The sequence below is a fragment of the Coriobacteriia bacterium genome (assembly GCA_018368455.1).
GTDB lineage: Bacteria > Actinomycetota > Coriobacteriia > Coriobacteriales > UMGS124 > JAGZEG01.
Map to the genome: position 1 here is coordinate 161,804 of JAGZEG010000003.1, position 14,762 is coordinate 176,565.

Annotated in this window: 11 protein-coding genes and 4 tRNA genes; 13 read left to right on the top strand and 2 right to left on the bottom strand. The window is 64.8% G+C overall.

Annotated features, from left to right (window positions below; genetic code table 11):
* Positions 1-3 precede the first annotated feature (3 nt).
* The 10 genes from KHZ24_02910 to KHZ24_02955 all read left to right on the top strand — a co-directional run bounded on the left by KHZ24_02910 (position 4) and on the right by KHZ24_02955 (position 6,564).
* Positions 4-573: a GNAT family N-acetyltransferase gene (locus KHZ24_02910; protein MBS5450155.1), complete on the top strand. Its 570-nt coding sequence runs from the start codon at positions 4-6 to the stop codon at positions 571-573.
* A 2-nt stretch (positions 574-575) separates the two neighbouring features.
* Entirely contained in the window at positions 576-2,057 is a 1,482-nt protein-coding gene (locus KHZ24_02915; protein ID MBS5450156.1) for an AMP-binding protein, read from the top strand.
* Positions 2,057-2,278, top strand: coding sequence for an acyl carrier protein (locus tag KHZ24_02920; GenBank protein ID MBS5450157.1), 222 nt, complete (start codon positions 2,057-2,059; stop codon positions 2,276-2,278). The genes KHZ24_02915 and KHZ24_02920 overlap by 1 nt, the downstream gene beginning before the upstream one ends.
* 188 nt (positions 2,279-2,466) lie before the next feature.
* Positions 2,467-3,417, top strand: coding sequence for an aldolase (locus tag KHZ24_02925; GenBank protein MBS5450158.1), 951 nt, complete (start codon positions 2,467-2,469; stop codon positions 3,415-3,417).
* Positions 3,418-3,535: 118 nt separating this feature from the next.
* Positions 3,536-4,606 (top strand): AAA family ATPase, encoded by a 1,071-nt coding sequence (locus KHZ24_02930; GenBank protein MBS5450159.1) that lies wholly within the window; start codon positions 3,536-3,538, stop codon positions 4,604-4,606.
* 63 nt (positions 4,607-4,669) lie between these two features.
* Positions 4,670-4,745, top strand: a tRNA-Ala gene (locus tag KHZ24_02935).
* 69 nt (positions 4,746-4,814) lie between these two features.
* Positions 4,815-4,889: transfer RNA gene (locus KHZ24_02940), tRNA-Val, on the top strand.
* 560 nt (positions 4,890-5,449) lie between these two features.
* Positions 5,450-5,525 (top strand) — tRNA-Ala (locus KHZ24_02945).
* Between the two features lie 71 nt (positions 5,526-5,596).
* Positions 5,597-5,671: transfer RNA gene (locus tag KHZ24_02950), tRNA-Val, on the top strand.
* Positions 5,672-6,006: 335 nt separating this feature from the next.
* Complete coding sequence (locus KHZ24_02955) at positions 6,007-6,564, top strand: acetate uptake transporter (protein ID MBS5450160.1); 558 nt, start codon at positions 6,007-6,009, stop codon at positions 6,562-6,564.
* On the opposite strand, the gene KHZ24_02960 is transcribed toward KHZ24_02955, so the two are convergent.
* Together KHZ24_02960 and KHZ24_02965 are read right to left on the bottom strand one after the other, a co-directional pair.
* On the bottom strand, positions 6,561-7,367 hold the full coding sequence (locus tag KHZ24_02960; GenBank protein ID MBS5450161.1) for a mechanosensitive ion channel: 807 nt from the start codon (positions 7,365-7,367) through the stop codon (positions 6,561-6,563). The genes KHZ24_02955 and KHZ24_02960 overlap by 4 nt on opposite strands.
* A gap of 6 nt (positions 7,368-7,373) precedes the next feature.
* Positions 7,374-8,777, bottom strand: a complete 1,404-nt coding sequence (locus KHZ24_02965) for a helix-turn-helix domain-containing protein (GenBank protein ID MBS5450162.1) — start codon at positions 8,775-8,777, stop codon at positions 7,374-7,376.
* A gap of 323 nt (positions 8,778-9,100) precedes the next feature.
* Here KHZ24_02965 and KHZ24_02970 point away from each other — a divergent pair, with 323 nt between their 5' ends.
* The 3 genes from KHZ24_02970 (at position 9,101) to KHZ24_02980 (ending at position 14,714) form a co-directional block, all read left to right on the top strand.
* Positions 9,101-10,627, top strand: coding sequence for an FAD-dependent oxidoreductase (locus tag KHZ24_02970; GenBank protein ID MBS5450163.1), 1,527 nt, complete (start codon positions 9,101-9,103; stop codon positions 10,625-10,627).
* Between the two features lie 444 nt (positions 10,628-11,071).
* Entirely contained in the window at positions 11,072-13,360 is a 2,289-nt protein-coding gene (gene ligA, locus KHZ24_02975) for an NAD-dependent DNA ligase LigA (GenBank protein MBS5450164.1), read from the top strand.
* 217 nt (positions 13,361-13,577) lie between these two features.
* Positions 13,578-14,714, top strand: a complete 1,137-nt coding sequence (locus KHZ24_02980) for a hypothetical protein (protein MBS5450165.1) — start codon at positions 13,578-13,580, stop codon at positions 14,712-14,714.
* The last annotated feature ends 48 nt before the right edge of the window (positions 14,715-14,762 follow it).

Below are 14,762 nucleotides of genomic sequence, written 5' to 3' on the forward strand. Positions count from 1 at the left end.
GCGATGCTGGGCCTCGACGTACTGGGCTTCGAGGCCCAGCGCGACCTTGACGATCTGTTTGCCCTGTTCAGCGACCCCACGGGCCAGCCGCTGTTCTCCGAGCGTGTGCCGATCACGAGCCGCGAGGAGTTTGGCGACTGGCTCGACGACATGCTGCGCAACTCCTACCACGACGTTCGCATCGTGCGGGCCCAGGGCACGGGCGAGCTCGTGGGCATCGCGTTTTCCTACGACTACCGCCCATTTGACCTGCACTGCAAGGTGTGCGTCTCACTGGCGCCCGCCTGGCAGGACAAGGGAGTGGCGGGTCGCATCGGCACGACCTTCATGGACGAGCTGTTTCGCGCCTACCCCCTGCGCAAGATCTACGCGCTCGTGTACGGCTACAACGAGCGCAGCCTCGCCTCGAATCTGCAGGCCGGCTTTGAGGAGGAGGGCTGCCTGCGGGGATATCGCTATCTCGACGGCAGCTACCACGACTGCCATGTGCTCGCGATGACGCGCGAGCGCTTCTATGCACGGCTTGCGCCGTTCAGCGAGCTTGGTGAGCGGGAAAGCGGGGACGTGCGGTGACGGTGGGGGAGCGATCGCGGGGCTGCGGAGGGGCGCTCGGAGGACCGTACGCTGACTATGCGGCGCCCGAGCTTGTCGATCTGCTCGATATTGTTCGCCGCGCGCGGGCGTGCCACGCCTCTGCCGCCGCGTTTGAGCGCGTGGGCGGCGTAACGACGTATGCGGCGTGGGCTGACGGCGTCGATGCCGTGAGCCGCACTCTTTCCGAGAGGCTTCGCGCGTGTCCTGGGGCGGCCGACCCCTTGCTGGCAGGCCGACCGCTCGTGCATGTGTGCGCGGACGACCCCGAGCTGCTCACGACGGCTTTTCTCGGCTCTGTTGCCTCCGGGTGCGTCGCTCTACTGGGGCCGGCGAGCGACGCATCTCGGGCTGACGTGCGCGCCTGTGCCGTGCTCGATGAACAAGCGATTCGCGAGCTCATGGCGGGGACCGGCGGCGGGGCGTCGTGTGTCGACGAGCTGCCGATTTCCGACCTCGACGCGCCGTGTTGCGTGCTGCGAAGCTCTGGATCGTCGGGCTCCGAGCCCAAGCTCGTCGTCCTGTCGCAGCGGGCCCTCGTGACCGACTTGCTTGGTGGCCTGCGCCGCTACGCGTTTCCTCCGGCGTGCCGCACGCTGAGCGTCATACCGGCCTGGCACGGCTTTGGCCTCGTGTGCGACGCGCTCGCGCCGCTTGCCGTCGGCGGTACGATCTGCATCCCTGACACCCCTGCGGCATCGTTTGCCCAACTGTCACGTTTCGCCCCGACGCAGCTCAACGTTCCGCCTCGCTTCGCGGCTGCCCTGCTCGGCATGCTCGAGCGCGCCTCGGACCCCAAAGGAGTCACGGGCGGACGCCTGCGCAAGATGCTCGTGGGCGGGGCGGGCGTCGACGCGGTGACGTGCGCGGGCCTGCGAGGCTATGACATCGAGGCATACGGCTGCTACGGCTTGTCCGAGTGCGCTCCCTGTGTCAGCGTCAACCGGGACGCGTGGCGCAAGGACGGTAGCGCTGGCCTGCCGCTCGACTGCAACGAGGTTCGCATCGCCTCAGACGGGGAGATCCTCGTGAGGGGCTCAAACGTCATGGCGGGCTATCTCGGCAGGCCCGACCTCACGTCTCGGGCGCTGCGTGACGGCTGGCTGCATACGGGCGACGTCGGGCGGATCGACGACGACGGCTTTCTTTGGGTCGAGGGCCGCCTCGATGGTCTCATCGTGCTTGCCGACGGCACGGGCGTTGTTCCCGAGCCTTGGGAGCGAGCCGTGTGTCGCATCGAGGGCGTGCGCCAGGCGCTCGTGTATGGCTGGCATGGCCCCCAAGGCACGTGCTTGGCCGCTCGCGTCTTTGCTGCTGATGCCGCAACCGATGTGGCGGCGGCCGTTCGGGGCGTCTGCGCTGACGGGGCGCATCATATCGAGCATGTGGAGCTGGCGTCCGAGCCGCTGGCGACGACGCCGACGGGCAAGTTGGTGAGGTCTGCGACACCGAAGGGGGAGCGCTGATGGGGGACTGCGAGCGAACGGCGCGCGTCGTGGCGCAGGTCTGCGGCCTGGAGCGACCGCCTGCGGGCGAGGCGGATCTCGTGGCGGACCTCGGGTGCACGTCGTTTGACATGATGGCCATCTGCGTGCAGCTCGAGCAGGAGTTCGGCTGCGGCATCGACTATGCTCGCCTGCGCGACGTGCGCACGGTTGCCGATCTCTCCGACGTCGTGGGCGCGTAGCTCTTGCGCGGATTGCCCGACAGTTCGCCGCTCGCGGTAGCGATTCTTTGAAATGACCGACTCTTGACCTGCTGCTATGGATGTGCGGACGCGGCACTGTGTATTGTGGCATCGTTTCTGTGCCGCTGGGCCCGCTTGTTGCAGGCAGTGCGCGGACATCGGTCTTTTGACGAAGGAGAAGCAGAAGAATGCCCAAGATCACTCGTGAGGACGTGCGCGTTCCGCTCGACGTCATGCCCGAGTTCCGTGAGACATACATCGACAACTACATGGCTGCCACGCAGGGGACGGGCCGTCTCATGCTCTTCGCGTGCGACCAGAAGTTCGAACATATGAACAAGGACTTCTTCGGCCCGGGCATCGACCCGGCTGACGCCGATCCCGAGCACCTGTTCAAGATCGGTGACGAAGGCGTCATCGGCGTGCTTGCCGGCCAGCGCGGCCTCATCGCCCGCTATGCGCAGGACTACCCCGAGATCAACTACCTCGTCAAGATGAACTCCAAGACGAACCTCGTGAAGACGGCGCAGTCTGATCCGTATTCGCCGCAGCTCAACGACCTGGGCTCCGTCCTTGACATGCGCGACGCCGGCGTGAACATCGTCGGCCTCGGTTACACGATCTACCTCGGCAGCGAGTATGAGTCCACCATGGTGCAGGAGGCCGGCCAGCTCATCGCCGACGCCCACGCCAACGGCCTGCTCGTCGTGCTGTGGATCTACCCGCGTGGCAAGGCTGTCACTGACGAGAAGGCCGCCGACCTCATCGCCGGCGCAGCTGGCGTCGCCCTGTGCCTGGGCGCCGACTTCGTGAAGGTGAACCCGCCGGCTGACACGGCTGACGCGACGTCCGCCCAGCTGCTCAAGCAGGCCTCCGTGGCTGCTGGCCGCACGGGTCTCGTGTGCGCGGGCGGTTCGACCGTCGACGCCGAGACGTTCCTGACGCAGCTCTACGAGCAGATCCATGTCGGCGGCGCTGACGGCAACGCCACGGGCCGCAACATCCACCAGCGCTCTCTGGACGAGGCCGTGCGCCTGACGAAGGCCATCTCCGCCATCACGTTCGCCGACTACGACGTTCAGGAGGCGCTCGACGTCTTCAAGGGCATCGACGATTTCAAGCTCTCCGACATCAAGTAAGTGCTTGCCGCGCCGTTGGGTGCGCGCATCCGCTAGGATAGGGTGACCACATGCGGGGGCTCGGCTCAATGGGGTCGGGCCCCCGTCGCATGGAGCGACGACAAGGATGGTGCGACGCATGGAGAACGACGCCTGCAGCCGTTTGGCGGAAGAGCCGTCACCCTCGACGGTGCCTGGCGAGCCGAAAGACGCAGGGGTGCTCGGGCCGGGGGATGAGGCTGCTCCGATGCGCCCGACCGTCGTTGTCAGCATATTCGGCGGGCCGGGGTCGGGTAAGACGACGGCGGCGCTCGACATCACGTCGCGTCTCAAGAAGCTCGGCTTTCTGGCTGACTTTGCGCCCGAGTACGCCAAGGAGGTCGTCTGGGACACGCAGGCCCCGCTTGCGACGCCCGAGGAGCGCGCCCGAGCCCGTGCCGTCATGGACGGTGGCCTGCAGACGCAGCGGCTGTTCTTTGCCCAGCAGCAGGCGCGCGTCAATCGCTGCCTTGGGCAGTGCGACTTTGTTGTGACGGATTCGCCGGGGCTCATTGGCATGGTGTGTCTGCGGCCCCCGTTTGACGCTGAGGGGCGTGCGGCCCTATACCGTGACATGCGGGCCGACTTTGACAGCCACCACAACTTCGTCATGGTCATGCGCCGTGGGGACGCCTACGAAGCCCAAGGCCGCATCGAGAGCCCCAAGCGTGCCATGGCGATGGATCGGGCGACGGCCGAGCTGTTGAACGACCTGCACGAGCCATGGCGCTCATACGGGCATGACGAGCTCTCACGCGCCGTCAGCGACATGCAGCGTCGCTTGTTCGAGGTCAGACGCGAGCTCGGCCTTGCGCAGGACCCGCGTGAGGACGGCGGGGTCGTTGAGGTGCAGTGGCTCTGCGTTCCTGCGACGAGTGTGCTGGCTAGCACCGAGCACGGCTGGCTGCTGCGGCTGCCGGCGGGTGCGTGCGTGGGCGGCATCGACGTGGGAGACGCGGTTGTGCGCGTGCCGCTCGACGTGCGCGTCGAGACGATCGCGTCGGGGGAGGTACGGCTGGGCATGGTTCCCGGAAGCGAGGCGGAGCTGCTGGGGCGCGGTGAGGCGTGCGAGCCCGCGGATTGCGCGGATGACGGTGTGGCAGACGTCCTGCGTTTCGATGCACGCCTCCTCGAGCGCCTCTTTTCTGGGGTGCAACAAAAATGTGACTGATTTTGATTTTGGGGCTTGACGGGGTAGGGGTCTCTGGGTAATATACTCAACGCACCTTGTGACGGGGGTATAGCTCAGCTGGGAGAGCGCTTGACTGGCAGTCAAGAGGTCAGGGGTTCGAATCCCCTTATCTCCACCAGATACTCCGTCGGGCCGGGAGCATGTAGCTTCCGGCCTGTTTTGTTTCTCAGGTGCAAAGCGCGGCAATGGGCGATTGGCTCAGGGGTAGAGCACATCCTTCACACGGATGGGGCCGCAGGTTCAAATCCTGCATCGCCCACCATTGCGTATACAGGCGGGGAGCTCACATGGGCTCCTCGCCTTTTTTGTTTGGCGCCTCTTCTGGAGAGATGCATGGGGGCAAGCCTCGGTTCTTTGTTGTGCGTGCTGTCCTGTCTGCTCGCTTTGGGTGTGCCGTGGCCCTGTTACGTCGTCTCCTTATGGGCGAACTTTGCGGATGTGTTAGGTTTTGTAACGTGAGGCCTCGAAAATGGGCGCGTATTGCGGACATGCGAGGTTTGTGCCAGTCGCCTAGCGGTCGCTTACTGCCCTGTCGGGAGAAAGACACGGGTCAGAGGCTTGCTAGTCATAGTAAGCTAGTTCTAAGCGGGCCTACTGTGGCGCGCAAACCCCGCACACTCGAAGATCGCGCCCTTTTTCCGGGCACGGTTTTGCAAAACCGTGCACATTCGAAAAGTTTGGCCAGCACAATGGCCTGGCACTGTCATTGGTGAAGCTTTCTTTGTGGTTGAGTTATGGACTAAGGGCAAACACAAGGTTCTCGGCAGAGAGTTCTTGACTCAACGAAACCTCTGCCGTATTGTATCCCCTGCACCTTGTGACGGGGGTATAGCTCAGCTGGGAGAGCGCTTGACTGGCAGTCAAGAGGTCAGGGGTTCGAATCCCCTTATCTCCACCAGAGCCTGAGCGAGCCGGAAGTCACCAAGACTTCCGGCTCGATTATTACCAAGGCTTGTAACGTCACGCAATGGGCGATTGGCTCAGGGGTAGAGCACATCCTTCACACGGATGGGGCCGCAGGTTCAAATCCTGCATCGCCCACCATTGCTTACTAAAACCGGATGACGAGTTCATCCGGTTTTTTGTTTACTGGCCTCATGGCGCAAGATCGATTTGTTGCCGTTTCGGATGTGCGAGGCCCACTGTACCTGCCCTTATAGCTGATTATGTCATACGTCTGTAATACGCCAGTTCAAGCTATAAGTTGGCCAGGACCTGAGCTCTTGTTGACACGAATCTCACCTTCTTACCATGGGGTCATTGCGCCGCTTTGCCGGCATTTCTACCATTAAAAACAAGTCACGCGCTGTGCTTGGGGATGCAGGCCGTTTCCAGGGCAAGCGCAGTTCCCATTTCATGACAAAGAAAGGTGATGCCCCATGTCCGAGACGACGCATGCCCACGCCAACCCCGCCCCGCTCGGTCTTCTGGGCTTCGGCATGGCGACCGCCTTACTGCAGCTGCACAACATAGGACTCTTCCACATGTCGGTCGCCATCATCGCCCTTGGCCTGTTCGTGGGAGGCCTTGCCCAGGTCATCGCTGGCCTCATGGAGTTTCGTTATCACAACACGTTTGGCGCAACGGCGTTCACGTCGTACGGCCTGTTTTGGTGGGCGCTGTGCTTCATCCTCGTGAACCCGCTAGGAGACGGCTTTGCGCTTGCCGGTCCCGATCTTGGCTGGTTCTTCGTCCTCTGGGGCGTCTACACGCTGTTCATGTTCGTCGGCACGCTCAAGCAGACGCGCACGAACCAGCTCGTCTTCGGTACGCTGACTATCTTGTTCTTCTTGCTTGCCGCGGGTAACTTTGCTCCGAACGCAACGCTGACGCTCGTGACGGGCGTTGAGGGCCTCGTCTGTGCGTGCTTCGCCCTGTATGGCGCGTTCGGGCAGGTCGTCAATGAGGTATATGGTCGGACGGTCATGCCTCTCTAAAACGTGCTTGGCTCCCCGGCGGCGGCCATCTCGTCAAACGTCGAGAAATATGGCTTGCACGCCAACGCGCGAACGATATCGTTGCGCACGCCGCCAAAGGGGATGTCGGGCTTGACGTACACCCAGAGCTGTCCTTTGACGCCGTAGGGCGTGATGCTGCCAAAGAACACGGCGCTCTCCATGCCGTCGCGCAGACGGTCGCCCACGACGCCTTGGGCTGTCTCTATGATGTCTGTCGCCACATCGTTTGGGTTGCGGCCGGCTTCCATCGTGAAGTCTACCGTGCACGCGCACTCTGTTGAGGCGGCCTGGCGTACGACGGCGGTCGTGTTGAGCACGGAGTTCGGTATGACGACGTGGTCCCCGGCGCGGTTCTGGACGATGGTGTGGCGCCACGTGAGGTCGCTGACGGTGCCGGTGATGCCCGAGATCGTCACGTAGTCGCCCGGCTGGACGACTTTGCTGATCATGAGGGCAAGTCCGCCAATGATGTTCGAGATTGTGTCCTTCAAGCCGAACGAGATGACGATGGATGAGATGCCCAGGGCGCCAAAGAGCGTCGTGGGCTGGATGCCGAACACAGGGTTAAGCACGGTCACGAGCGCGAGCACCCAGATGACGACGCGCGCGATGTTCGTGAGAATGGACGCCTGGGGCAGTGCCTGTGTGCGCGAGAGAAGTCGGCTGATGAGCCGCACGACGACATGTTGCACGCCGTAGGCGACGGCGATGACGACGAGGAGAAACATTGCCTTTGAGAGCAGCTGGCCCCAGGTGAGCCCTGCGAATGCAACGGTGTCCATGTGTCGTTATGCGTCCTTTCGGCATTGGTCGCTGCAAACGAGGAGCTGCAGCTCGTCTTTGCTGTGCACGCCCGCCTTCTCATAGATGTGGCGTACGTGCGTCTTTACGGTGCTGCGCGACAGGTCGAGACTCGCGCAGACGTAGTTTACGCTCCTGTTCTCGCAGAGCAGGCTTGCTACCTGCGCCTCGCGCGGCGAGAGGCCAAACGCGGTCTCAAGTACGTGCTCATCGATGGGGCCGAGCTGAGGCGTTGCGGTGCCGACTGTTCTTGGGCTGATGCGCCCGTAGCGGGAGGCCGGCTCGCTGCTGGCGGGGGAGCGCAGGGCGCTGAGGCGCCACAGCAGGTCGACGAGGACGAGCAAGGCGCACAGGAAGACGGAAACGGTCGCCGTGTTCGCCCGCGCGAGGCCGGCGACGACGTGCTCGGCCAGGAGACCTGCCAGGGCAAACACGTTTGCGAGGCCGAGCACGAGAGCCGTTGTGCGAGGGCTAGCCGGGGAAAGCTCGCCCGTGGCGGGTTCGATGCGCACGTCCATCCACAGCCAGGCGAGGCAGGCAGCGCATCCCGAGAGAAAGAACGAGAACGGTGCACCGCTCTCGAACAAGACGGCCATCGTCAAGCCGAGGATGGCAAGCGGGGCCGCGAGCTGCCCTGTGGCCACATGCGCAGATGGGCCGAGCGCGAACGGGACGAGGAGCGCCAGCGCTGCCAGGGCCGCTCCGTAGTCCGCTATCGTGCCGCCGAATCCGAGGACGCCGATGCCGGCGCCAAAGGCGAGTACGAGCGGCACGATGGCAAGGCGGGGCCGCACCATGGAGAGCGCCTGCTGCGCGGCACTTCCTTCGGATGGTTCGACGAGGCGTTCTTTCAGGCGCAGGGCGAGGGGAATCGCCGTGAGGAACGGCAGGCCGAAGCTGGCGTAGGCGAGATAAGGTGCCGTGCTGATCAGGGCGCTGATGAGAAACGCGCACAGCAGGGCGACGGAGAGTTTGCCGATCTCGCAACGCGGGTCGCTCCACTGATCGACGCTGAGCCACAGGCAAAGCAGGACGGCAGTCGAGAGGCCGACGAGCACCATCCCGCAGCGCGTCACGACGGGCAGCGCGTTGAACTCGGCGATCGTCAGTGCGACCCACGCGACCTCCAGCACGACGGCGCCTCCCCAGCAGGTGATCGTCCGGGCCATGGGCGCCCAGGTGCGTGCCGTGCAGACGAGGAGGAAGCCGAGAAGCGCACCGAACATGCAGGCGATGTACGAGATGCCGGCGTCGACCTCCGAGAGCGATGCCGGCGTCGTCGAGAGCGCTGTCAGCATCGCGGCGAACAGAGGGGAGGCGGGTACTCCCCACCTAACGGCGCGCTCCATGACGACGCCAAGCGGGAGGTCTTGATTCGAAGCGAGTGCCATCGGAAAGCCGCCCTTCTGCATGAGGCGCGCCACGTTTGGTGCGCCCGCATTCCACTATAGCAATCCGTTTGGAAGTTGGGGCGGCAAAGCATATCGAAACGAGGCAAGAGGGGCAGGTAGACGTGTCAAGTATCCGTGACCGATATCTTGCTCACCCCGTTTGGCCGATGGGTCATCCCGGTGCTGACGTCGCTTGACCGAGCACTTGGTCGATGTGTGGCGCCACGTCCTGCCCTCACAATCAGATTACGAAGCACGGCGCCAGGCTTACGGCCAGGGCGCTTGTGGGGGAGTACCTCGTCCGCATTTCGAAAGGGGATCACATGTCTACCAACGCACGCATGTCCCGCCGCACGTTCGTCGCTGGTGCCGCGACGGCCGCCCTGGCCAGTGGCTCGGCCCTGGCCCTGGCCAACGAGAAGGCCTCTGCCGCCGCTGATGCGCCGGCGTGGGACGAAGAGGTTGACGTCGTCGTCGTCGGCATGGGCGCCGCCGGCTGCGCGGCCGCCATCGAGGCCAACGCGGCGGGTGCCTCGGTCTGCGTCATTGAGAAGGCCGGTCGTGGTGGCGGCTCGACGTTCCGCTCTGGCGGCATCATCTACATGGGCGGCGGCACGGGCCTGCAGAAGAGGCTCGGCATCGAGGACACGCCCGAGGACATGGCTGCCTATGTGAAGGCGGCTCTCGGCCCGAGCTCTGACCCCGACCTCCAGAAGATTTTCTGCGACTCCTCGCTCGACCTGTACGACTGGTGCGAGGCCCAGGGCATGGTGTTCGACGGCGACGCCGAGGTCGAGACGCACATCGTCGAGGCGACGGAGGGCATCAGCCTGCACTACACCGGCAACGAGCGCGCTCCCGAGTACACGGCCGTCGCCAAGGCTGCCCCGCGTGGACACACCCCCAACGGCGGTGCCGCTGGCATCTTTGAGCCGATGGAGAGCGTTGTCGAGGGCTTCACGACGCCGCACTACAACACCGCTGCCGAGAGCCTCGTGACGGACGAGACGGGCGCTGTCATCGGCGTGCGCGCCACGGACGCGGACGGCAAGGCGCTTGCCGTTAAGGCGAACAAGGGCGTCGTCATCGCGGCTGGCGCATTCACGTACAACGACGCCATGATCGCCGACTACAACGCCGACTACCTGCTGTGCGGCAGCAAGACCGGCAACGAGAATGACCTGGGCGACGGCATTCGCATGGGCCAGAAGGTTGGCGCTGCTACGAAGTCCATGTCCCGTATCGCCGCGCTGGAGTTCATGTACCTCTATGGCGACCTTGCTGCCGGTGCTATGCTCGACTACCACGGCTTCCGCTTCCTGGCCGAGGACTGGTACGGCTCGTGGATCGGCCGCGAGGTCATGGAGCGCACGCCCGACGCGTGCTTCGTCATCCTCGACCAGCCTAAGCTCGACAACATTCTCACGACGCAGTACGGCGCCTACCTGAAGCCCTATGCGCAGGCTGATTCCATCGAGGAGCTCGCCGAGGCCATTGGCCTGCCCGTCGACCACGTCGTCGAGAGCATCGAGCGCTACAACGAGATGTGCGCCAAGGGCGAGGACACGGACTTCCACAAGAGCCTCGAGTACCTGAAGGCCATCGAGACGGGCCCGTTCTATGCCATGTACACGACGCCCGTCATGACGTCGATGTTCACGCTCGGCGGCCTGAAGATCAACACGAACGCCGAGGTCGTCAACTACGACAACGAGCCTATCCCCGGCCTGTACGCCGCTGGCCGCTCCAGCAACGGCATCTACGGCGAGTACATCGGCTCGGGCAGCTCCATCGCCGACTGTCTGACGTTCGGCCGCATCGCCGGTCGTAGCGCCGCTGCTCGCGCGTAGGCCCGCGCCGCACAACGCTTTCTGGCACGGGACGCCGCCCCGCCCGCAGATCCTTGCGGGTGGGGCGGCTTTTCGTTGCGCAACCGCACGGGGGTATTTTCCGTTCGATGGCGTCCTGCGTGCGTGCGCCGCAAGGCTGGTCAGGAGTCGCCGTGGTGCATGGGTGCCTCCAGGCCACTCCCGCACCACAGCCTTCTCACCTGCGTCTTCTCCGGGCGCCTTGCTTTCGGATGTACCTCTGGGGCCAGAAGAGGCATGCATGCCGGGGATTCCTGGCCATTTTCCGTCCCATCACGTGCGGGCTAGCGTGCGGGCGGAGAGGCAAATGCCGGAGCTCCACCTCTGGAGACGCCTGCCTTCCCATTGTTTGTGCACGGCGCAGGGCTCGCCGTTGGCTATGATGACGTGCGGATCTGATGTCTAGCCTGGCGAGGAGCGTTCCCCATGACTGCCCATGTGTCCGATACGTCTGCCAATGACACGCCAGCGCTCTTTGACGCGACCGGTGAGCCGTCTGCTGCCTCCCGGGGCGAGTTGAGCCCGCGGGAGCGTTCGGCTGAGCTCAACCGGCTGCTCGACTACCACGCCTATCGCTACTATGCGCTCGACGACCCGGAGATCACGGACGCCGCCTTCGACGCTCTCGTGCGCGAGCTGCGCGCCATCGAGGCTGCCCACCCCGAGCTCGTGACGCCCGACAGCTACACGCAGCGCGTCGGCGGCTACGTGGCGAGCCAATTCGCCGAGGTCCCACATGCCGCTCGCATGTACTCAATCGATGACGTCATGAACCTCGAAGAGCTCGATGCCTGGCTTGAACGTACGGAGCGCGAGCTCGGCGGCCCGACGGAGTACCTGTGCGAGCTCAAGATCGACGGCTTGGGCATCGCGCTGACCTATCGCGACGGCACGCTCGTGCGGGCAGCGACGCGCGGCAACGGCGTCACGGGCGAGGACGTGACGCTCAACGTGCGCACGATTCGCGACGTGCCCATGCACCTGCAGCCCGAGGCGCTCGGCCACGTACTGCATCCCGAGGGCGTCATCGAGGTTCGCGGCGAGGTTTACATGCCCAAAGCGTCGTTCCTGCGCCTGAACGAGCAGGCGGACGAGGCAGGCCGCGCGCCATTTGCTAACCCGCGCAACGCGGCTGCGGGGTCGCTGCGCCAGAAGGACCCCAAGGTCACGGCCGGGCGCGATCTCGCGACCTTTATGTACGCCCTGGCAGACATGGACTCGCTCGACGTCGACAACCAGCAGGACTTTCTTGCTTGGCTGCGCACGGCGGGCTTTCACGTCAACCCCAACGTCACGCGCTGTGCCACCGCGGCCGAGGTGCACGCGTTCTGCGCAGAGGCACTCGGTAAGCGCGAGGGCCTTGACTACGACATCGACGGCGTCGTCGTCAAGGTGAACTCGTTTGCCCAGCAGCATCTGCTCGGCTTCACGGCCCGAGCCCCGCGCTTCTTCACGGCGTTCAAGTTCCCGCCCGAGGAGAAACGCACGGTGTTGCGCAACATTGCCATCCAGGTTGGTCGTACAGGCGCCCTCACGCCTGTTGCCGAGTTTGACCCCGTTGTTGTTGCGGGCTCAACGATTGCGCGTGCGACGCTGCACAACATCGACGAGATCCGCCGCAAGGATGTGCGCGTTGGTGACACGATCGTCGTGCACAAGGCGGGGGACGTCATTCCCGAGGTCGTGGGGCCCGTGCTTGATCTGCGCCCCGAGGGCGCCGCTCCCTTCGAGATGCCGGAGACTTGCCCGAGCTGTGGCAGTCCCGTCGTGCGCGAGGGCGACGAGGTCGCGTATCGCTGCGTGTCCATTGACTGCCCAGCCCAGGCGACTGAGCGTCTGCTGCACTGGGTGAGCCGTCCCGTCATGGACATTGAGCTCGTGGGCGAGAAGCTCGTGGCCGCGCTTATCGAGGCCGGGGAGGTGGGCGACGTCTCTGACTTCTACGGCCTTACTGTCGAGCAGGTCGCATCCCTGCCGACGGGGCGCGTCTACGAGAAGGACGTCATAGGGCACCGAGCGGGCGATCCCATCCTGCGCAACGGTGTGCCGACGGGTCGCACGTACAAGGACACGGTCGAGAGCCGTCGAGCCGGCGAGTCTGCGACCGTGGGCCGCACGATCGCCGAGAAGGTCGTTGCCAACATTCAGGCATCGCGGGAAAAGCCATTCTCCCGCGTCCTGTTCGGCCTGGGCATCCGTCACGTGGGAAAGACGGTCGCCGAGACGCTCGTACGGCGCTTTGGGTCGATTCAGGCGCTCGCCGCTGCCTCGGCAGAGGACATCGCCCTCGTCGACGGTGTCGGCCCGGAGATTGCCGAGAGCGTCGTGGACTTCCTGCGCGTGCCGGAGAACCTTGCCGTCATCGAGCGGCTGCGTGCCGTGGGCGTTTGCCTCGAGGAGGACGTTGCGCCGACGAGGCCGCAAACTCTTTTGGGCCTGACGTTCGTGTTGACGGGCACGCTCGAGCGCTGGTCGCGTGACGAGGCGGGCGCGGCACTCAAGGAGCTTGGTGCCAAGGTGTCGGGCTCGGTGAGCAAGAAAACGAGCTACGTGGTCGCCGGTACGGCGGCGGGCTCGAAGCTGACGAAGGCTCGGGAGCTTGGCGTGCCCGTGCTCGGCGAGGACGAGCTCGCACACATCATCGAGTCGGGCGAAGCGCCGGGCGCTTCCGACGAGAAGGGTGCGCCACCTGCCCCTGGGGGATCTGCGCAGTAACGCTTGCCCGCGTGTTCGGGAGCCGTGCGGTAAAAAACGTGGCGCCGAGCGGCAGATGCCCTGCATGGGCACGCGCGTGGTGGGGTACCCTAGGGCTGGTATGCAGACGCGTGCCTTTTCCGCCACCGGGCGGGGCGTGGGCACTCGTGCAATGGCAACGATATGAGCTGATAGGCCGGGGCGACGACACGTCGTCTGGCGACTGAAGGAGGCAGGCATGGCCGAAGAGGCGACGCAGGTCGGCGACATCGACGTCAAGGGCCTAAAAGAAGAGCGCATCCCCGCCACGGCGAGCGGGCAGGGACACGATGTGTCGTTTGACATCGACGGCCTGCCTGACCAGCTGTTCGTCGGCGACACGGTGGCGCTCGTGCTGTTTGGCGAGTGCTCAAGCGGCTGCGAGCTCGTCGGCGACGCCATCAGTATCATGGACGCGTCGGGCACCGAGCTTGCGAGCTCTACGTTCGTCGGCCAGGATGGGTCCCTGGCCTACACGGACGCTCTGCTGCTGACGATGCCCGAGAAGCCGGGCGACTACCAGTATCGCATTCACTACGAGCCCGCTCCGTTGCCGCTGCCTGACGATGGTGGTCCTGCGTTCCCGAACCCGCACTCCTCGCGTGACCTGCTGCTTGTGCTTACGGTCGAGGCGCACCACGTCGCGATTTCGACGTGGGGGCTCACGGCCCCGGTGTGGATCGGCGAGCCGCTCGAGGTGTGCGTGGGCGTCAGCTGCTCCGACGGCTGCAACCTGGGTGGTTGTCGTGTCGAGGTTGTCGATGCTGACGGGGTACTGCAGGCGAGTGGCACGCTGCACGAGCCCGAGGAGCCGCGCACGACGCTGTGGTGGGACAAGCTCACGATGACGGCGCCCATGGACGCCCGGCTGCATCGCTGGGAGGCGCGCTTTATCGCCGACGGGATGGAGATCCCGCACGAGCCCGGAACGCACAAGTTCTCGTTCGTGGCGCGCGAACGTCCGGAGTGCAACTTCAAGGTGCATGTCATTGACAACAAGGCGGGCAAGCCGCTGCGCAGCGCCCGCATCGAGCTCAAACCGGCCGACGGGGGCAAGGCACAGTTTGCGAGTACCGGCGCGGACGGCGTGGGCACGATCGGCTCGGCCAAGGGCTCGTTCGACCTCAAGGTAACATCGCCGAGCAAGCGTGCGTTCACGACGCGCGTCGAGCTGGCGGAAGCCGAGGTCGAGGTCGAGGTGCGCCTCAACCCCTCGACGCTCGCCGCTGAGCAGATCCCGCTGAAGTTTATCGCGGGTGGCCCCGTCGAGGCCGATGCTACCCCTGCGGAGCCTGAAGGCGAACCTGCCTCGCAGCAGGAGGTCTCTGCCGAGTAAATCGAAAAAACTGCTGCTCAATAGATGCGGGGCCGGTCCTTCCTGGGG

Bases quoted from the DNA above. Each gene is read 5' to 3' on its own strand.
- KHZ24_02910 (MBS5450155.1), top strand. From the start codon at position 4: ATGCTGGGCCTCGACGTACTGGGCTTCGAGGCCCAGCGCGACCTTGAC.
- KHZ24_02920 (MBS5450157.1), top strand. From the start codon at position 2,057: ATGGGGGACTGCGAGCGAACGGCGCGCGTCGTGGCGCAGGTCTGCGGC.
- KHZ24_02925 (MBS5450158.1), top strand. From the start codon at position 2,467: ATGCCCAAGATCACTCGTGAGGACGTGCGCGTTCCGCTCGACGTCATG.
- KHZ24_02930 (MBS5450159.1), top strand. From the start codon at position 3,536: ATGGAGAACGACGCCTGCAGCCGTTTGGCGGAAGAGCCGTCACCCTCG.
- KHZ24_02955 (MBS5450160.1), top strand. From the start codon at position 6,007: ATGTCCGAGACGACGCATGCCCACGCCAACCCCGCCCCGCTCGGTCTT.
- KHZ24_02960 (MBS5450161.1), bottom strand. From the start codon at position 7,367: ATGGACACCGTTGCATTCGCAGGGCTCACCTGGGGCCAGCTGCTCTCA.
- KHZ24_02965 (MBS5450162.1), bottom strand. From the start codon at position 8,777: ATGGCACTCGCTTCGAATCAAGACCTCCCGCTTGGCGTCGTCATGGAG.
- KHZ24_02970 (MBS5450163.1), top strand. From the start codon at position 9,101: ATGTCTACCAACGCACGCATGTCCCGCCGCACGTTCGTCGCTGGTGCC.
- ligA (MBS5450164.1), top strand. From the start codon at position 11,072: ATGACTGCCCATGTGTCCGATACGTCTGCCAATGACACGCCAGCGCTC.
- KHZ24_02980 (MBS5450165.1), top strand. From the start codon at position 13,578: ATGGCCGAAGAGGCGACGCAGGTCGGCGACATCGACGTCAAGGGCCTA.